Source organism: Secundilactobacillus collinoides DSM 20515 = JCM 1123 (assembly GCF_001435975.1).
In the GTDB taxonomy this organism is placed as follows: domain Bacteria; phylum Bacillota; class Bacilli; order Lactobacillales; family Lactobacillaceae; genus Secundilactobacillus; species Secundilactobacillus collinoides.
Genome location: NZ_AYYR01000032.1, coordinates 43,527 through 62,703, shown reverse-complemented (window position 1 = coordinate 62,703; position 19,177 = coordinate 43,527). Strand labels below are relative to the sequence as shown.

The following is a 19,177-nucleotide window of genomic DNA, read 5'->3' as shown; positions in this document are numbered from 1 at the left end:
CTAGTCTAATTGGTCTAGTTATCAAGTGTTGCACTTCAATTTTAAATCGGGGAACTATTTAAATTCTAATTTTACAGTGAGTATTAATTTTGTAATATGAATTTTATTTATTGCTTAAAATTCCCGACTGATAGGGAATGTGGCCGGTTACATTAAACGTGATAAATAGTCATTGCTTGCATATTTAATCGAAAGTGGGTATCATAGGCTCTAATGATATTCTAATTTTCTAATGCGAATCTTACTATCTGGAGGGATGTCCATGGATACAGCACCAGTAAAACGTAGTGAAAAACGGATCGCTGCCAATATCTTCAAGGGTTCTTTAGGGAACATGATTGAATGGTTTGACTGGTACGTGTACGCATCCTTTGCCGTTTACTTCTCAGCCGCCTTTTTCCCGGCTGAAGATAAAACCGCAGAGCTGCTGTCTACCGCTGCCGTTTTTGCCGTTGGTTTCTTGATGCGGCCGATCGGGTCATTCGTGATGGGCCGTTTTGCTGACCGAAGCGGTCGGAAAGCTGCGTTGACGTTATCCGTTACGATTATGGCAACTGGGTCGCTTGTCATTGCACTGACCCCAGCCTACAAGTCGATTGGTGTTTGGGCACCAATTATTTTGGTTGTTACCCGGCTGTTTCAAGGCTTGTCACTTGGTGGTGAATATGGGACTTCAGCAACTTACTTGTCAGAAATGGCATCGCCGAAGCGCCGTGGCTTTTATTCATCATTCCAATATGTCACGTTGATTTCTGGTCAATTATTCGCACTGCTGGTGCAAATTATCCTGCAGAGCTTTCTCTCAACCGCTCAACTATATGCCTTTGGGTGGCGGATTCCCTTCGTTGTCGGTGCCATTGGGGCGGTGGGCGTCCTGTGGCTGCGACTGACGATGGAAGAATCTGACCAGTTCAAAGCTAAAAATAAGAAAAACAAGAAGTCTGGGACGATGACCATGCTGATGAAGTACCCGAAACAGTTCTTCACGGTTGTCGGGCTGACCTTTGGCGGGACCATCTGTTTCTACGCGTACACCACGTACCTGCAGAAGTTCATGATCAACACGACGGGTCTGAACACCAAAGCCGTTGCCGTTATCAACTTTGCGGCTTTGCTGATTATGCTGATTCTGCAACCGATTTTTGGTGCTCTGTCTGATAGAATTGGCCGGAAACCATTGCTGTTATGGTTCGGGATCGGCGGCACCCTGTTTACTGTACCGATTTTCTCCGTACTGGCACACGTCCATTCATCTTGGGCTGCCTTCTTCTTGATGTTAGCGGGGCTGGTCATCGTTTCAGGTTACACCTCCATTAACGCCATTGTTAAGGCAGAACTTTTCCCAACTGAAATTCGGGCGTTGGGTGTTGGCTTCCCATATGGCCTGACAGTTGCTATCTTCGGTGGGACTGTTGAGTACGTTGCCCTTTGGTTGCGTTCAGTTAATTTGGAATCGCTGTTCTTCTATTACGTTGCCTTCGCATCGTTTATCTCACTGATCGTATACTGGCGGATGTTTGAAACGTCGAAGCGATCGACTATCGATGCAGAAGACGTTGCACATGACACGGATGCCGATCCCTCATTAAGCAGCCAGGTTCAGGGACGATAATTTTTATGGGAGCTGTCTGCTCTTGACATCGTGAGGAATTATTAAATCGATGATTGTGCCAGTTTCCGATTTTCCCGCCCTCGATTGCGGGTCTCGTTCTGGCAGTCAAATGATTAAGGCACATGCCTGTAAACGGCATAGGCGATAGTTTAAACATCCTTTCTATTCACACATGATATTTTTCCAAACACAATAAAAATGGTATTCAAGCAAGGTAGATTGAGATTGCTTGGATGCCATTTTTGTTTTTTATAGTTCAATGAGCCCCAACTGTAGCGCCTTCGCCACGGCTTCGGCTCTGGTGAACACGCCCAGCTTGTTGTAGATACTGGTCAGATGGGATTTGATAGTGCGTTCGCTAACTTCCAGATCTTCCGCAATTTCCTTACTATGGTAGCCTTGTGCAACTTCGGTCAGGATGGTGTGTTCTTTTTCCGACAGGTCAACGGTGGGTTGGACTGGTTTCGGGGCGGTAAAGGCCTTGGCCGCAATTCTTGGCTCAATGTAGGTCTCACCCTTTATTGCACCACGGATGACTCGCAAAATCGTTGCTTTATCGGCATCCTTTAATAGGAACCCCTTTGCACCAAGCTGCATGGCTTCTTGAATGGGCTTTTGGTCATCGAAGGTCGTTAAAACAACAACCGGTAAGTCAGGCGTCGTTTCGTGCAGCGCTTTAATGAGTGCGATACCGTCCAATTTTGGCATTCGGATATCCGTTACGACGAGGTCGGGGTGCAGTTCAGTGGCCTTGCGAAGGCCTTCCTCGCCGTCCGCGGCGGTACCGATAACGGTGATATCATCGACCGTTTCAAAAATGAGTTCCAGACCGGCCCGTAAGATTTGGTGGTCGTCAACAATTAACAGATTGATCATTCTGCGAGTTCCTTTCTATCCGCTGGGAGGGTCAGGGTGACCGTGGTGCCTTCACCAATCGCACTGATGACAGTGATGACGCCATTCAACCGGTCGGCCCGTTCATAGATGCCTTGAAGTCCGTAATGGCCAGCTTTCTTCAACGTTTTTTTATCGTGGGTATCAAATCCGGTCCCGAAATCAATGATTTTAAGTTTGAAAATATCATCGTGCAGTGTACCACTGATCACTGCCTGGTCAGTCTGTGCGTGTTTAGCCACGTTGGTTAAGGATTCCGTGACGATCCGCGTAATCTCGGTCAGCTGTGAAGGGCTGTAGTCCGGGATATCATTTAACTGAATCGTGGTGTTGACCTGATAGTTTTTGCGAATGGCCTCAGCCACTAGCTGCAAGCGGGCGGGAAGACTTTCTTCCGTCGTACTGCGCAGGTCAGTTAAGGTGATGCGCGATTCGTGCAGGGCATCGCGAGCCGTCGACATGCTGGTGGTGATGATTTCTTCTGCCCTGTCGGCGTTTCCCTGCTCAAGGAACCCTTCGGCCGCTTCAAGCTGCATAACCACCCCGGCCAGTCCCTGCGTCAGGGTGTCATGGAGCTCCCGTGCGACCCGTTGACGTTCAGCCCGGACTGTCGATGCCTCAACCTGTTTGTAGGCTAACTGCAGTTCCGCATAGAGGTTTTCCACGCGTTCCCGTTCTTGAATCTGATGCTGGTAGAAGCGCCAGTAGTAAAACACGATGGCCATCAAGAAGACAAAGCTGGCGAGGACCATGAGACCTTGTGCCCAGCCAACGATAACCGTATACGTGGCCCACATTATCGAGTAAAAAATGGTGAGACAGGCCATAACGCGTTTGGAATTATGATACCCAAGAATCGACTCAATCATGAAAATGGGGTAGGTACCAACCATTAATACCGGCATGCTGCGGCTTAAAAAGCCTGCGTAAATCCAAATGAGAATCATTGGACAACCAATAAGGAGCCAGTGATGATGCGTGTACAGCCAGGGGCCGATCCATATGGCACCGATAAGGGTCGCCACTGCCAGCAGAACCCAGATCGGCCGGTAAGGGTATTGCACCTTGATCAGTTCCGGTCTGATTGCGGATCGCAGTGAGGCGGAATTAGGAATCGAATTCACAACGTAAATCGCCATAAAACCCAACATAATCATCCAGATAATCAATGGACCGCGGATGTCACGTAGATTTTTAAGCCTTTGAGCTTCGTTTTCGTTGGTGGGTTGCAACCATGTCACTTCCTTTACGCATTTCTATTATCACTAATATAACCCAAAAATCCGTCGCGGAGTGGCCGGGACGGATTTTTGAGGAGAAATCATGAGAAATTTTGACACTTCATTAAAACAGTTTTTGGTTAATCTGCGGCTAACGCGTCGATTGGGTTCAGCTTGGCAGCCCGTCGTGCCGGTAAGAAGGCGGCAACGAGTGAGATGACGACCCCAATCACGAAGACGGTTACCACGTTGCCAACGGTAATTTGCACGAAGGCGTAGTTGGCAATCGCGGCCAATAAGTGATTGACGGTCACCTCCCCAAGCAACGCGATAACCGTGGCAAATGCGGCACTCAAGACACCGATAATCAGGGATTCACTGATGAACAGGCGACGGATGTCTCGTTTAGATTCACCCAGGGCACGCAGAATTCCAATTTCCTTGGTTCGGGCGCTGACCGACATATACATCGTCACGATGATCATTAAAGCCGAAACGACCAGTGAAATGGCGGCAATTGCCGACAAAATGTTCGTTGCTAACTTAACGTAGGTCTGGATCTTACTAATGATCGAGTTCACTGAAGTTGCCGTGTACTGGCGCTTGTTGTTTAATTTCAGCTTGTTGATCTTCGAAGTCACACCATTGACGTTGCCGATTTTATCGACCTTGACCACGGCGCTGGCGACCTTGGCGTTCACGTTGGCCTTATTCATAGCATTTGTGAGCGTCTTGGTGCTGACGTAGTTGTCACTGACCATGCCGCCGGTGTTTGAAGTATTACTGATTCCGGAAACTTTCGCAGTCAGTTTAACGGTGACCGGCTTATTGTTCTTGTTCGTTGTCTTGTAAGACAGGGTAATGGTCTTACCAATCAAGTTCTTCCAGTGATTCTTGGACAGTTTCTTCGCCACACTGTCCTTGTCAATCACAATTTCGCCGGTCTTTGGTTTGTGGCCGTACTTGATCGTGTTCGAAGTTGCGCTGGCGTTCCAGTTTTCCAATGTTGAAATCGTGGCGCTCTTACCATTGTACTTCGAGGTAACGCTGCTGGCGGTGTAAACCTTTGATACACCGCTGACGTGTTTCACGTTGCTCAATTGGGTCAATTGTTTGTTGCTAAACGTCGACTTGGCGCTGGTTGTCGTTGCTGAGGTCGACGATGACCCGGACATACTGGACATGCTGGATTGTTGTTGCTGCATGGCCGCCTGTTGCTTAGCTTGTTTACTGCTGCCGCTTGAGCTGGCGGTCGACGTCTTCTGGTAACGACTGATGCTGACAGCAGTCGGGTTCACGAGGTCGTTGACCTGCTTATTAATATACCCGCTGATCCCGTTTCCTAACCCGGAGAACAGCATGACGGCAAACAACCCAACGGCGGTTCCTAAAACGATGAGGGAGTTACGCCAGAAGTTGAACTTAAAGTGTTTAAAAGCAGTGGTGTAGGATACGGATGCCGGTAGCAGGCGTGATTTTAAACGGGGTGTATCCGTTACAGCATACGGGTCGCGAAGCTTTGTATCCTTATCGATCTTCCCGTCAGCCAAGTGGACGATCCGGGTTCCGGCATCGGCAACTGACTGCGAGTGGGTCACGGTGATGACCAGTCGGCCTTCCTGAGCGATACCGTCCAGAATTTTGAGAACTTCTTTAGTGTTTTCTGAATCCAAAGCACCCGTCGGTTCATCGGCGATAATCACTTTCGGGTCACTGGCTAAAGCACGCGCAATGGCGACCCGTTGTTTCTGCCCACCGGAGAGTTGGTTCGGATATTTGTGCGCTTGATCCTTCAGCCCAACACGATCGAGGAGTTCAGCGACACGCTTTTTTTGCTCAGCCTTAGATAACGTGGTCATGTCAAGTGGAATCAACACGTTATCCATAACGGTAAGGTGACCGATCAGATTATAGGCTTGGTAGATGTAGCCGATGGTGTCGCGCCGGTAGTGATCCAAGGCTTTTTCATCGCTGTGATTAAGTCGTTTGCCATCTACGGTGACACTGCCTTGAAACTGTCTGTCCAGCCCACCAATAATGTTCATCAAGGTGGACTTTCCACCACCGGATTCACCGAGGATGGAAACAAATTCGCCTAAATCAAAGTTTAAATCAATGCCCTTTAGTACCGGAAATTCCTCTTTCCCAAGGTAGTAGGACTTGTGAATGTCTCTTAGCTCTAAATAACTCAAATGTGATGCCTCCCGTTTCGATTAACTGTCATTAAGAATACGAGAAGTTGACGAGGAACACATCGACCAAAAGGACAGAAAAGGGGTTCCCTTTTGGGCAAATTTGAGTGATTTGTTGAAAAAAGTGATTTATTTTAGTGAAATCAGGGGGTCTTACGTAGTTAAGATCAGGACGAGAAAAAAGCGTCCTTGTTGTGACCTAAAATCGCTAGGTAAGGAGCTATACAAATGAGCAAGTATTTCCTGATGTTTTTAACTGCGGTGCTGCTAGTGACTGCCAGCACTGTTGTGTTGAAAAAATCGGCTATTAAAACTGATGCGGATGCGACCCATGCTGCTAGGCAGACACATCAGGCTGCAAAACCAACGTTAGCCCACATGTCATTTGGGTTTAAGCGGGGGGGCAAGTGTCGCTACACCGGCCACGTATCGCTGGGCAGGTCGTACAGTTACGTACCGAATCACGGATAAATCTGCCTATTACCGCCAAATTTGGCGAGCTGCTGTCCGTCATTGGAACGCAGCGAAAGTTGTCAAACTGGTACCGGCTCAAACAGGACAGACAGCTAACATTACCATGTCGGTTAAAAACGATACGACTAAACAATACGGCAACGTGATTGGTTTGACATTTACGTCCTACCATGCCAACCAATCATTGGGTTCACTTCATGTTTTAGCTAATGCACGGTCCTATGTGTATAAAAACGTTGCCCGAGCAATGCGCTATTCGCAATTAGAGCGTGAGCGGGTGGCGGAACATGAATTGGGACACGCACTCGGGTTGGGACATGCGGCCAGTAAACGAAGTGTGATGTACTACGCGAGCCGAGGGATCGCAATCAGTTCCGGCGACGTTAAGGGATTGAGGCAGGCCTATTTTGAATAAATGACTAGCTTTTTATAGCTATGTTGGCGAAATTAAAACGAGAACCGCTTAAATCCTAACAGGATTTGATGCAGTTCTCGTTTTTTGATGTTTGTTGGGGATAGTTGATTGGCGCTTTAGGTTTGTACCTGTGGCTTGACTCATAATCTGGTAAAGCACCGATAGTATTGCGTTTTGCTGTCCTTGAACTTAACCGCTTTTTGGTTTTGCACTTGTGAGTTGACTCGAAATTTGCTAAAGGTGCGATTGACACTCTTCATTGCTGTCCTCGAGCCTAAACGTGCTACACGGGGCAAGGCGTTGCACCTAGTGGACTTCGCCCGGAAAAGCCAAATCCGGGCTTTTCCGGGCAAAGTCCACTAGGCTCCACTCCTTAACCGCCCCTGGTTTTGCACGCTACAAAAAAACACCGCGATCTTAATTTCGCGGTGTCTCTCTTAAACGGTATCAGCTAGTTAGCCATACGCTCCGTAGCTGATGCCTTAAGATTATTTCCAATAGTCAAAAAGCATCACCTCCTTTATTTATTGCCAATAGAATACTGCGTTCTTTAATTAAAGTCAACAGATGTTACTCATCTGTAATTTTGATTAATCGAACTCTTCGTATTCGTTAGGATCCTGGCCATCCACACGGCCGTCAGCCTTGTTTAGACTGTTGATGCTCTTGATTTCGTCCGGTGTTAATTCAAAATCAAAGATATCTAGATTTTGACGCTGGTGTTTCAGACTGCTGGATTTTGGCAACGGGACAATACCCCGTTGCGTGTGCCAGCGGAGGATGATTTGACCCGTGTTTTTACCATATTTTTTTGCGAGTTCTTGGATAATGGGTTCCTTTAACGAACTGCTGCCGCGACCCAGTGGGCTCCAGGCTTCAGTTGCGATGCCGCGTTCCTGGTCCGCCTTTAAGCCCGCTTCGTTGATCCAGTATGGGTGGACTTCGATCTGATTAACGGCAGGCGTGACACCTGTTTCGTTAATTAAACGGTCCAGATGTTCCGGTTCAAAGTTTGAAACACCGATCGAGCGGATGAGGCCTAACTTTTGTGCCGTGATCATTGCTTGCCATGCTTCAACGTAGTGGTCACGTTTTGGCAGCGGCCAGTGGATCAAAAACAGATCGAAGTAGTCCAACCCCATACGGGCGAGGGATTCTTCAATAGCGTTTAGTGCGTCATCATATTTATGGTATTTGCCGGGCAGTTTTGAAGTAATAAAAAACTCGCTGCGTGGAACACCGGACAAGCGGGCTGCCTTGCCAACAATGCCTTCGTTGTCGTAATTCGTAGCACTATCTAATGAGCGGTAGCCATCGTGAATAGCGGACAAGATTTGGTGCAGGCCGGCACCACCACGAATTTGGAAAGTGCCTAAGCCAACTTTTGGTAATAAGTTGCCATCATTTAGTTCAAAGTTTGGTGTTGTCATACGTAAAACCTCCTGTAAATGAGTCGATACTCTTTAAGAATGTCGCTTAAAGGTAAAAAATGCAACTATTTTAGTTCGGTAGTTGCGCTATTCTAGCGACTCGAGTTTGTTTTTGATGCGCTTATGAACTGATGCATGGACGCCTGGTCACCCTCATTGAGCGTGATAGGGTGCGAGTAATTAGTAGTTAGTTGCAGCAACAGTCGCATTGTGCCTACAGAAATTGAGGAAAAGTCTCAACCAGCAATCGATAACAGTAAAAGTACAACTTCATGGCCACCTCATATATCTAGCACCAGCATGCGGTACACGGACACAGTTCAATCATATAAGCGACCCCTTGAGAAAGCACATTTAGCTTTTCAAAGGGTCGCTTATATGTTCGGAGCAAAATTAACTTTTGCCCTATATTCTTCGAAAATCAAAGCGGATATTTCTATCCATGTACGGCCTGTTTTGTCCGGAAATTGTGAGTCAAATGCGGCCATACCAATTTATCAGCAGTGGCGATAAAGAAACCGTTGCCGACAATTGAACAGAGCGTCCCAACATTGACGGAAAGAATCTCGTGCGTGCCAACGAAAGCCACAGCAATCGCAATCAGCGGTGGAATAAAATCAACGAGTTGTGACGCCGTTGCATTTCCCTTGAGGTACAAGAAACGCAGAATGTTTGTGGTATCGTCGTTCGGGTGCATCACGATATTGGCACGCTGATAGAGCGAGATGCCAATACAGAACACGATGATACCGCCAATACTCAACAAAGTCCGCCAGAACAGATTCAAACCACCAACGCCCATCGCATCGAAGAACGATACGAAGAAGGACACAAAATAGCTAAAGAACATTGCATAGATGATTTCGCCGACCAGCCGCGGAATGTCCCAGTGACGAATCAATACCTGATTTGTTAATGTGTTAAGAACACCAATGATCATGAGAATGACGCCAATATTGACCCCAAGCCAGTGGCTGAGGTTCACGGCAGAAGCAGTCCATAGGCCGCTTCCCATATTCGCCGAAACGGCCAGGGCGTTCCCTGAGGCATTTAGCAGCAGCCCCACAACCAGACCAATTAAGCGATCTCTTAAATTATTTTTAATGGGTGTCATCTCCCAGTTAGTTTCGTTATCAAACCAATACTAGCACATTCAAGAAACCCTTTTCAATGCTGAAAAAATAATGAATCCCAAATGGGCTGTTTGCAATTGAGCGTTGTCATACCAGTATTGGCGGTGATTTTTAGTTGCGGATTATATTGGTTATCAGCAAACACCGCTATGCTTGAAAGGTCGGCGGAATTATAAGTAAAATGAGATGCTTAAATACGGTATGAAACGTAGTCCAATTTTGTGAAACACATCTCATGATGACATAAAATAATTGTGCCATTTTTACTTTTAAAACTAAAAAAATTCAATTTTGATCTGCATTGATATTGTTTTCGAGGAAATCGTCGGTTTTAGGTCAGCCCTTCCGGGGGTAAAGTGCCAACAGAATTCAGAGCATAGTTTAAAATGGTATTTTCAGAGGTAACCTGTCGCTATTCTTGTTTTCGTCCATGAGTGGGGTTTTTTAAAAAAAGTCGATTTATAGGTAGAAACCGAACAGTAAGTATAAAAACAGAAAATAAAATTTGACTTTTTTAAAAATTCCAGTTATATTTAAGCCATCAAATTACAGGAGGTTACACGATGACTCAATTTACTTTCAGTGCCGTACAAAACAACTGTTGTCGGATGTCGCGTTTTTGGCGATGTTCGGCCTGTTAAGCATTGAACTTTGAGGGTGTTGTAACCGAAAAGTCCTGCTAGCTCAGGCTAGACATGGACTAAGGGCGCGAGAATTCATTTCGAATTCCGCGCCCTTTTTGTAGTTTCAGGAAGGAAGAAAAAACATGATTATCCAAAGCGTGTCACAACTCATTGGCAACACACCACTGATTGAACTCCCGATTGACGTTCCAAACAACAGTCACATATACGCCAAGCTTGAAATGTTCAACCCCGGCGGCAGCATCAAGGACCGGCTCGGACAGTACCTGATTCAGGACGGTATCGATAAGGGTAAAATCAATGACCAAACTACGATTATTGAACCAACGGCGGGCAACACCGGTATTGGTGTGGCACTGGCAGCGCAACAGCACCACCTGCCAACGATCCTAGTTGTGCCAGAGAAATTTAGTTACGAAAAGCAAACGTTGATGCGCGCTTTGGGTGCTAAGATCGTGAACACACCTTCCGAAGGCGGCATTAAAGAAGCCATTAAGAAGGCCCGTGAAATTGAGTCTGAAACGCCAAATAGCTATGTGCCGATGCAATTTGAAAACCCAGCTAATCCGGCAACGTACTACCACACGTTGGCGCCGGAATTGATTGCTGACCTGGGTGACCAAGGGATTGACGCCTTCGTTGCGGGCGCCGGCAGCGGCGGTACTTTTGCCGGCATTGCTAAGTACCTGAAGGAACAAAACCCCAAGACCAAGAGTATTGTGGTGGAACCCGAAGGCTCGATCTTAAACGGCGGTCCGGCTCACAGTCACCGCACTGAGGGAATCGGCGTTGAATTCATTCCACCGTTCTTCCAGGAGGTGACAATTGATGAAACGCTGACGATTTCAGATGCTGACGCCTTTGAACAGGTTCGGCAAATGGCTGCAACACAGGGGTTGTTTATCGGCAGTTCTAGCGGTGCAGCCCTGGCAGCCAGCTTGAAGGTTGCCAAAGAATTACCAGCCAACAGCACTATCGTGACCGTCTTCCCAGACAGCAGCGAGCGTTACATGAGTGAACATATTTACGAAAAAGAAGCTTAGACAAGATAATTAGCAGTAAAGCTAAAAAACGGAGGGTTAACTTATGAAATTTGAAACGAAATTATTACACGGCGGTATCAGCGAAGATGCAGGAACAGGCGCAACTTCAATTCCAATTTACATGGCCTCAACATTCCACCAACAAAAAATTGGTGAAAACAAGTACGAATATTCACGGACTGGCAACCCAACTCGGGACGCCGTTGAAGCACTGATTGCCGACCTTGAAGGCGGCACTGCCGGCTTTGCCTTTGCATCAGGGTCAGCTGCTATTGATACAGTTTTCTCCATGTTTTCGGCGGGCGACCACTTCATCGTGGGTAACGATGTGTACGGTGGGACGTTCCGCCTGATCGATAGTGTTTTGAAGCGCTTTGGGATGACCTTTACCGTCGTTGACACGCGTGATTTGAACGCCGTTGAAGCTGCCATCACCCCCGCAACAAAGGCCATTTACTTGGAAACCCCAACTAATCCGTTGTTGAAGGTGACGGATATTGCGGCTGTCGCAAAGATTGCTAAGAATCACAATCTTCTGAGCATCATTGATAACACGTTCTCATCTCCATACGTTCAGCGACCATTGGAGTTAGGCGTAGATATTGTTTTGCACAGTGCATCGAAGTACCTTGGCGGTCACTCTGACGTCATTGCCGGTGTCGTTGTCGTTCGCGATTCGAAACTGGCTGAACGTATCGGTTACCTGCAAAACGCCATTGGCGGCATCTTGGCACCCCAGGAATCCTGGTTGTTGCAACGCGGGATGAAGACCCTTGCCATCCGGATGCAGGCACATCTTGCCAACGCAAAGAAGGTCTTTGACTACCTCAGCGACCAGCCATCAGTTGCGAAGATCTACTACCCAGGAGATCCGAACAACCCCGACTACGAAGTTGCTAAGAAGCAAATGCACGGGTTTGGTGCCATGATCTCCTTTGAACTGCAACCCGGTTTAGACCCTAAGAAATTCGTGGAAAACTTAAAGGTCATCACCCTTGCTGAAAGTTTGGGCGCTTTGGAAAGTTTGATTGAAATTCCTGCATTGATGACCCACGGTGCCATTCCACGTGAGATTCGGTTGAAAAACGGTATCAAGGATGAGCTCATTCGCTTGTCGGTCGGCATCGAAGACAGTAACGACCTCCTAGCTGACCTCGACCGCGGATTTACCAGCGTTCAACAAGGTAAAGACCATGTTACAGACAGCACGCGCCATTCTTAAGCGCGACCCCGCAGCGCATAGCCTGTGGGAAGTGCTGCTGACTTATCCGGGCCTCCACGCACTGTTCTGGCACCGCATTGCCCACTTTTTGGCGAATCACGGCCGCTACGTTTTGGCCGCACTGGTCAGTCGGTTCTGCACTCACCGGACCGGCATCATCATCGCGCCGGAAGCGCAAATCGGTAAACGGGTGTTTATCGATCACGGGACTGGTGTGGTGATTGGGGCCACGGCCATCGTGGAAGACGATGTGACTATTTTACACGGCGTCACACTGGGCGCCCGCGATGAAGTGGTCAATGGCCGTCGCCATCCTTACGTGAGACAGGGCGCATTCATTGGCGCTAATGCTCAGGTTCTGGGACCAATTTCGGTGGGCCGGTACAGTAAAATCGGTGCCGGCGCGGTGGTGTTAAAGGACGTTCCAGACAACATGACCGCCGTTGGCAATCCCGCTCGACTGGTCACCCATAAACGCACGGGATGGGTGACTTACCGGTACAACGAGATGATTGTTGGTCAGCGGATGGAAGGTTAGTTTGCATTTAGTGGATTGAAGTGCACGACAGAAGTTTTATATATAGTAGAAAAAGGTTCCAGTTGTGATGACTGGAACCTTTTTTTGAGCAATAAACTAGTGCGGCAATTTCCATTTCTGTTGCGCTCCAAAATTTGGTGTTGCGCTGTGTGCCGATATTACTGCACTGTGCTAAATTGCGGAAGGTGTGGGTGTATTCACGGAATATGAAAAGTTTTTTCGGGTACAGAATGCTTGGTACCACGTGTCAGCATCTTATCCTAAAATAACATCAAACTGTAACCGTTTTAAACACCAGTTCAAGATATAATAAAGGCAAAATAGTAGAGTGACGGGCAGCCAGAATTGTTTTGATCGTTAGTAGGGTCACTTGTCGGCAAATTGCGGGCAAGAATGGATAACACATAAAACAAACGCGGGGGTGCGCTTATGGTAAATCTGTTGGATCAGCAACCTTTGGTAATTGATGGCGGCATAGCGACTGAGTTGAGCAAGCAGGGTGTGGACACAACCACACCCCTCTGGTCGGCCATGGCAGCGGCGACTTACCCGGAGAAAGTGCAGGGGGTTCACCGTCAGTACTTTGAGGCGGGCGCCAGTGTTGCGACAACGGATAGTTTTGTAGCTAGTATTCCGACCTTGGTCAATGCGGGGATGTCGTTAACGGATGCTCGGCACTTGGTTGTGTCGACCGTCAAACTTGCCAAACAAGCTCGTAAGTCTTACCAAGATGATAGCGCCAGTGACCGGCTATTACTGGTTGCCGGAGGGGTTGGTCCCTATGCGGAATACACTAGTGATTCCAGTCAGTCGGTCAAAAATTATGCCCTGACGGATTCACAGTACCGGCGCTTTCATCGGGAGCGGATGCAGTTGCTGGCAGCAGCCGGCGTGGATTTATTCGCATTTGAGACGCAGTCGACTTTTGTTGAGGCGCAAGCACTGACCGAACTTTTGGAATGTGAATTTCCGGATAAAACAGCCTGGTTATCGTTTAGTCTTGATGAGCATGGTAATCTCTGGGATGGGACACCATTGTGGGAGGCCGTTTCATACTTTGAACCGCATCCGCAAATTGAAGCCATTGGCGTGAACTGTCTGGCACCAAGTCGAATTACGGACATGGTGGGTATTATCAGTCAAGTGACAACAAAGCCAATTATCGTTTACCCAAACAACGGCGCGGCGGTGGATGACAAGCCGCAAACAAGAGCGGTATCTGATCACACACAAACGCCTGCAGCCCTTGTCCCGCAATGGTTAGCGGCTGGCGTGAACATCGTTGGCGGCTGTTGTGGTACGACACCGGCAGATATCCGTTCCGTGGCAGGTGTCGTCAACAAAACATGCGTTAAATAATCGACAAATGTGCCATAAAACGTTTGATAAATCCAGCATCGACTTTGCTTGAAACTGGTATTTAACTGGGTAAAATGGGGGTACTAAATGACAAAGGAGTGAGTCACGATGTACCCTGAAAACGGCCTTGTTGCAGATTTTGAACTGGTATTTCAACGACGTCACAGTGATGCTCAGGAACAAGTTAGTCAGCAGTTGGCACTTCTCTCCGCTCAACCAGTCAGTCAGTGGACGATCCCGTTAAGTTGTGTTTATCTACTTGGGGGTTCGGATGGCATCCGAGCGGCCATTCACGATGAACTCAATTTTGAAAACAGGGTGCCGGACTTCTCAGGTGTGGACAGCACCGTCGAATTATTCGAAGACCGATTTTTTGATATCACCGCCATGCAGGACAGTAAGTGGCGTGCGCGGTTGAATACCGACGTTGCAGCTATAACTAAGCAGCATGTAAAACGACATCCCATTTTGCTCAGCGATGTGTACTATATGTGGGGGATGGGATACGAGCAGGGTTATCGGTTCACGGTTATCTATAACGCCAGGCTGATGCAAAAATACAGCCGACAAACCCAGATCACAACTTACTCGCCGCGCTTTGCAAAACAGCTCCATGAGGACGCTATCGACGTCATGTGCGAGTTGATTGAAAACGACGACGAGCTGGATGACCTGTTATATGCAATTAACGAAAATTTAGCAATTAAGACTCCGATTTTGAGAAAATAGGCAGAGTGCGGAAGAAGGCGCTTAGGGTGCGGAGCACAAACCACGCCGTCCCGAAAAGTCCGGGCCTGACTTTTCGGGACGGCGTGGTTTGTGCAGTAGCACCCTGCCTTCTGCAGCACGTTTAGTCTCAAGGACAGAGAAACACAAAATAAACTGGAATCTTTCGGGACAGCGTGGTTTGTGCTCCGCACCCTGCCTTCTGTAGCACGTTTAGTCTCAAGGACAGGGAAGCACGAAATAAACCGGGTTTGTAAGAAAAATAAACAGATGAAAATGCAAAAAAGAGCAAAGAGTTGACATATGTGCAGCACCTTGCCCTTTTTTCGTCGCTTTAGTCTTGAGAAGGAACATGCACGAAATAAATAGCGTCTTTAGGCAAATAATAACGCACTTCAAACAGCCTCCTGCAGTGAAACTGACAATTAATTCGAGCAGAGATGATCTTTTTGATAATTAATGAGTAACAACAGCTGAGAAAATTAACTTGACTAACACGAACATATGTTTGTATAATAGGGTCAACCAAACAAATGTTCGAGGTGAGTACCATGGATATCAACTACGACAATGAACCGCACGGCGTCTTTTTTTTGATTGATAATAAGTCATTCTATGCGAGTGTGGAAGCCAGTATGCGCGGTTGGAACCCATTGGAGGTCCCGCTAGTTGTGATGAGTGAACAGGAGAATACCAACGGCGGCTTGGTGCTTGCCACGTCGCCGGAGGCTAAGAAGCGTTACCATCTGCAGGCCAACGTGTCCCGGCAGCGTGATTTGCCGAACGACCCCGACCTGATGGTGGTGCCGCCGCGGATGAATCTTTATATTAAACGTAATTTGCAGATCAACGATATTTTTCGCCGGTTCGTTGCTGACGAGGACCTGCTGCCGTATTCCATTGATGAATCGATTTTGGATATGACCCACTCCTGGCGCCTATTTGGCAAAACGCCAGAGGATGTTGCGCGGCTGATTCAAGTTAGTGTCCGCAAAGAACTGGGATTGTACACCACGGTGGGCATCGGCGAAAATCCGGTGCAGGCAAAGATTGCACTGGATATTTACGCTAAGCACAACCGTGATTTAGTGGGCGAGATCACGTATGAAACTGTTGATCAAACCATTTGGCCGATTAAGGAAATGACGGATGTGTGGAGCATTGGTAACCGGACAGCCAAACATCTGAATCGGATGGGCATTCACAGTATGTATGAGCTGGCCCATTTTGACCCGTTTGTTCTGAATCAAGAAATGGGATTGATTGGCATGCAACTCTTTGCGTTGGCCTGGGGTATCGACCACTCCCAGTTGCGGGATCGGCGCGGGCCGAAGGAAGCCAGTATTGGAAATTCACAGGTGCTGCCGCGGGACTATCAAACGCAAGCAGAAATTGAAACGGTCATTAAGGAGATCGGTGAGCAGGTGGCGTCACGGTTGCGGCATCACCGTAAGCAGACCAGCTGTATTTCACTAGGAATCGGATTTTCCTACGCCGCCAGTGAAGCGGATGGCCGCGGCGGTTTTCATCAGGCCAAGCGAATTGAGCCCACGGATCGTAACCACGACATTGTGGCCGTACTGATCAGCATGTTTCGTCATCAGTGGGAGGGTCAGACCATTCGAAACATTGCCGTGTACACCAGTCGGTTGAACAGTAAACAAAGCCAGCAGCTGACCTTCTTTGAACCGCCACGGCCACAGATCAGGCGCGATATGAGCGATCACCTCGTTGACCAGATCCGCGACCGGTTCGGGTTCACTAAGTTAGTTTATGCCAGCAGTCTCCTGAAGGGAGGAACCGCAATTGAACGCGCCTCACTTGTCGGTGGTCATAACGGTGGGAATGCCTATGAGTAGTGATTTGAAACTCATTACCGAACGCATTGATCACCTGTTTAAACGTAAAATGCAGACCCGCTACTGGTTAATGGTGACGGATGACGTCTACGATAAAACGTACAATTTCTTTTTTAATTTCCAAAGAAAAGGTCAGCGGATGCGTTCCGTTCCTCTTCACACCGTTTCAAATTATGATTTAGCCTATCTGGAACGTCTGATCACCGGCCTGCGCAAGCACACCCAGCTCACTATTGAATACGTGGGGTTTACGGGGCAAAGATGGCCGGTGAGCCAGCGCGTCATTCAACGAAAGAAGGAAGCCGATGAATAAGCCAGCACCCTACGATCCAGCGCGGGTCCAACTGTTTTTTGACCACTACTATCAGGACCGCGGTGTTGTGAAATGGCAGGGGTTTTACCTGTCCGACCACACGGCGGCTTTGAAGAAACAGGCAGCACAGGAAGCCAAGACCTATCCGGCCAAGCCTAAGCAGACCGTGGAAACGATATCCCGCCTGTTAGCAGACGCTTTCGCAAATGGCAGCGTGGTGAGTATCCAACTCAATAACCTGGATTCGAATGGTGACTATCACCCGGATGTGGTGGGCCGTTTGGCCGGGTATCAGGATGATATGATCTATATGAACGAAAAGGCACCGATGATGATTTCAGAGATTCGGCACGTGATCGTGGATCCAGCATAACAAAACAACAGCTAGTCATGTCCGTCAATTTGCGGGAGATGAACTAGCTGTTATTTTTATTCTGCGTTTAAATAAGCCAGCGTTGCAGTGCCGGCTGCCTTTGCCGCAATGATCAGCGCATCTTCATTCAACATGAAGTCGGGGCTGTGGTGCGGGTGGTTAGCGCCATCCGCAGTTTGACAGCCAACATAGAAGAAGCAGCTGGGGGTGTTCTGCGCAAAGTAGGCGAAATCTTCAGAGGGGTCTTGCGGCCCGCAGTCAAACACGGTGGTGATTTCCGGAATTTTGGCAGCCTTGATGCTGTCGATGACCTGCGTTGTCAGCTCCGGATCATTAACAAGTACCGGATAGTTGTCGTCATAGTCAATAGCGGCGGTCACCCCGAACATCGTTTCAACGCCGTGGGCAATTTGTTCGATCTGGTCGCGCACCGTTGTCCGCGTGGATTCTTTCATCACCCGAACATCACCCTTAAGCGTGACACTTTCCTTGATGGCGTTGTACGACCCGGCTCCGTCAAAGGAACCAATCGTCACACTGGCGGTATCAAAGGGGTCGATCCGCCGGGAAACGACCGTCTGCACCGCCGTCACGAAGTAACTGCCGGCCACGATGGCATCGTTTGATAGATGGGGCATCGATGCGTGGCCACCCTTGCCGGTAAACGTGATGGTGAAGTTGGCCCGACCAGTTTGGGTCTCATTGAGGTGGTACCCAATGGAACCGGTGGGCATGGAACTCATGACGTGCAGGCCAATGACGTTATCGACACCGTTTAAAACACCGGCCGCCAACATCCCTTTCGCACCACCCGGTGACACTTCCTCAGCGTTTTGATGAATGATTCGGATATTGCCGGCTAGCCGGTCTTTCATTTCAATCAACGCTTTTGCTAGTACCATCAGATAGGCGGTATGACCATCGTGACCGCAGGCGTGCATGACGCCGGGATTAACCGACTTAAACGGCAGGTCGTTATCCTCCTGAACGGCCAGCGCATCGAAGTCGGCCCGCAAAGCCAGTGTTGGTCCCGGCTTACCGCCAGTAATATCGACCACGAAACCATAGCCTTCGCCATAGTCCGTTATTGTACAATCAAGACCTTGATAGAAAGCTTTAATATAGGCCGCGGTCTCTTTTTCATGAAACGATAATTCCGGATGCTGGTGCAGGTGCCGGCGAATGTCGATGATCTGTTGCTGATTTGCGTCTAGTTTGGCCATAAGGTCAGTCTGTATTGACATAGTGATCGATCCTTTCGTGCTTGAGTTGCGATTAAGATTTACGTGCCAGCCAGTGCTTTAAAACGGGGCGCAGTTTACTGAAACAGGCTTCCGCAATCAGAAACCCGACTGCTAGCGACATGGCGATTGTGAGCGTTTTAAGCAGGTTCTGTAACGCCGTGGCGTCCTGACCTAGGGTGAAGCCCTTCATACTGAGAAAGATGATTGCGCCCGGGACCAGTGACACGAGGCAAGGGACGTAGAGCAGGTTGACCGGGGCCTTGATCAAGATGGCTGCCGCGTTGGCCAGCAAGCCAATCGTCAGTGCTGCCAAAAGATTGGGCAAAATGATGTTGCTGGTGGCGTCCTGTACCAGCAGGTAAACCACCCAGGCCAGTGCGCCCGTTATTCCGGACGGTAACAGTGTTCGCCTCGGGACATTGGTGATGACACCGAAGCCAACGGTGGAGAGAAAACTGAAGATGAACCCAACGAAAATTTCCATTC

The 19,177-nt window shown here is 48.4% G+C and carries 18 protein-coding genes; 11 read left to right on the top strand and 7 right to left on the bottom strand.

Translation table 11 applies throughout. The annotated features are described in order from the left end of the window. Nucleotides 1–262: 262 nt before the first annotated feature. On the top strand, nucleotides 263–1,612 hold the full coding sequence (locus FC82_RS06780) for an MFS transporter (RefSeq protein WP_156405135.1): 1,350 nt from the start codon (nucleotides 263–265) through the stop codon (nucleotides 1,610–1,612). Between the two features lie 249 nt (nucleotides 1,613–1,861). On the opposite strand, the gene FC82_RS06775 is transcribed toward FC82_RS06780, so the two are convergent. From FC82_RS06775 to FC82_RS06765, 3 genes are all read right to left on the bottom strand, one after another. Then, entirely contained in the window at nucleotides 1,862–2,488 is a 627-nt protein-coding gene (locus FC82_RS06775) for a response regulator (protein WP_054760969.1), read from the bottom strand. Beyond that, complete coding sequence (locus FC82_RS06770; RefSeq protein WP_162260930.1) at nucleotides 2,485–3,747, bottom strand: sensor histidine kinase; 1,263 nt, start codon at nucleotides 3,745–3,747, stop codon at nucleotides 2,485–2,487. The genes FC82_RS06775 and FC82_RS06770 overlap by 4 nt, the downstream gene beginning before the upstream one ends. 119 nt (nucleotides 3,748–3,866) lie before the next feature. Then, nucleotides 3,867–5,918 (bottom strand): ABC transporter ATP-binding protein/permease, encoded by a 2,052-nt coding sequence (locus FC82_RS06765; RefSeq protein ID WP_056996569.1) that lies wholly within the window; start codon nucleotides 5,916–5,918, stop codon nucleotides 3,867–3,869. A gap of 228 nt (nucleotides 5,919–6,146) precedes the next feature. Here FC82_RS06765 and FC82_RS16870 point away from each other — a divergent pair, with 228 nt between their 5' ends. Both FC82_RS16870 and FC82_RS16470 read left to right on the top strand, forming a co-directional pair. Next, nucleotides 6,147–6,389 carry a hypothetical protein gene (locus FC82_RS16870; RefSeq protein WP_054760965.1) on the top strand — a complete coding sequence of 81 codons (243 nt, stop codon included), beginning with the start codon at nucleotides 6,147–6,149 and terminating at the stop codon, nucleotides 6,387–6,389. After that, the gene (locus FC82_RS16470; protein WP_082620242.1) at nucleotides 6,304–6,807 is read left to right on the top strand and encodes a matrixin family metalloprotease; all 504 of its coding nucleotides are present in this window, start codon (nucleotides 6,304–6,306) and stop codon (nucleotides 6,805–6,807) included. Before FC82_RS16870 ends, FC82_RS16470 begins: the two co-directional genes overlap by 86 nt. A gap of 590 nt (nucleotides 6,808–7,397) precedes the next feature. Here the strand turns inward: FC82_RS16470 and FC82_RS06750 are convergent. Both FC82_RS06750 and FC82_RS06745 read right to left on the bottom strand, forming a co-directional pair. Then, a complete protein-coding gene (locus tag FC82_RS06750; RefSeq protein ID WP_054760961.1) occupies nucleotides 7,398–8,237 on the bottom strand; it encodes an aldo/keto reductase in 840 nt (279 codons plus the stop codon). A 436-nt stretch (nucleotides 8,238–8,673) separates the two neighbouring features. After that, nucleotides 8,674–9,351 carry a DUF6198 family protein gene (locus FC82_RS06745; RefSeq protein WP_054760958.1) on the bottom strand — a complete coding sequence of 226 codons (678 nt, stop codon included), beginning with the start codon at nucleotides 9,349–9,351 and terminating at the stop codon, nucleotides 8,674–8,676. A 785-nt stretch (nucleotides 9,352–10,136) separates the two neighbouring features. Between FC82_RS06745 and FC82_RS06740 the strand changes: the two genes are divergently transcribed. From FC82_RS06740 to FC82_RS06705, 8 genes are all read left to right on the top strand, one after another. Then, nucleotides 10,137–11,057 carry a PLP-dependent cysteine synthase family protein gene (locus tag FC82_RS06740; protein ID WP_056996568.1) on the top strand — a complete coding sequence of 307 codons (921 nt, stop codon included), beginning with the start codon at nucleotides 10,137–10,139 and terminating at the stop codon, nucleotides 11,055–11,057. 43 nt (nucleotides 11,058–11,100) lie between these two features. Beyond that, a complete protein-coding gene (locus FC82_RS06735) occupies nucleotides 11,101–12,279 on the top strand; it encodes a trans-sulfuration enzyme family protein (RefSeq protein ID WP_054760956.1) in 1,179 nt (392 codons plus the stop codon). Further along, complete coding sequence (gene epsC / locus FC82_RS06730; protein ID WP_054760954.1) at nucleotides 12,251–12,817, top strand: serine O-acetyltransferase EpsC; 567 nt, start codon at nucleotides 12,251–12,253, stop codon at nucleotides 12,815–12,817. The genes FC82_RS06735 and epsC overlap by 29 nt, the downstream gene beginning before the upstream one ends. Nucleotides 12,818–13,246: 429 nt before the next feature. Next, nucleotides 13,247–14,176 carry a homocysteine S-methyltransferase gene (mmuM, locus tag FC82_RS06725; RefSeq protein WP_054760953.1) on the top strand — a complete coding sequence of 310 codons (930 nt, stop codon included), beginning with the start codon at nucleotides 13,247–13,249 and terminating at the stop codon, nucleotides 14,174–14,176. Between the two features lie 108 nt (nucleotides 14,177–14,284). Next, nucleotides 14,285–14,905: a hypothetical protein gene (locus FC82_RS06720; RefSeq protein WP_056996567.1), complete on the top strand. Its 621-nt coding sequence runs from the start codon at nucleotides 14,285–14,287 to the stop codon at nucleotides 14,903–14,905. Nucleotides 14,906–15,453: 548 nt separating this feature from the next. Further along, nucleotides 15,454–16,761 carry a Y-family DNA polymerase gene (locus tag FC82_RS06715; RefSeq protein ID WP_054760948.1) on the top strand — a complete coding sequence of 436 codons (1,308 nt, stop codon included), beginning with the start codon at nucleotides 15,454–15,456 and terminating at the stop codon, nucleotides 16,759–16,761. Continuing rightward, nucleotides 16,754–17,074, top strand: a complete 321-nt coding sequence (locus tag FC82_RS06710) for a hypothetical protein (RefSeq protein WP_056996566.1) — start codon at nucleotides 16,754–16,756, stop codon at nucleotides 17,072–17,074. Before FC82_RS06715 ends, FC82_RS06710 begins: the two co-directional genes overlap by 8 nt. Further along, nucleotides 17,067–17,447 carry a hypothetical protein gene (locus FC82_RS06705; protein ID WP_056996565.1) on the top strand — a complete coding sequence of 127 codons (381 nt, stop codon included), beginning with the start codon at nucleotides 17,067–17,069 and terminating at the stop codon, nucleotides 17,445–17,447. The genes FC82_RS06710 and FC82_RS06705 overlap by 8 nt, the downstream gene beginning before the upstream one ends. Nucleotides 17,448–17,503: 56 nt before the next feature. Here the strand turns inward: FC82_RS06705 and FC82_RS06700 are convergent, their stop codons facing one another. Both FC82_RS06700 and FC82_RS06695 read right to left on the bottom strand, forming a co-directional pair. Further along, the gene (locus FC82_RS06700) at nucleotides 17,504–18,691 is read right to left on the bottom strand and encodes an amidohydrolase (protein ID WP_054760945.1); all 1,188 of its coding nucleotides are present in this window, start codon (nucleotides 18,689–18,691) and stop codon (nucleotides 17,504–17,506) included. Between the two features lie 31 nt (nucleotides 18,692–18,722). Then, nucleotides 18,723–19,175, bottom strand: coding sequence for a threonine/serine exporter family protein (locus FC82_RS06695; RefSeq protein ID WP_054760943.1), 453 nt, complete (start codon nucleotides 19,173–19,175; stop codon nucleotides 18,723–18,725). Nucleotides 19,176–19,177: the final 2 nt, after the last annotated feature.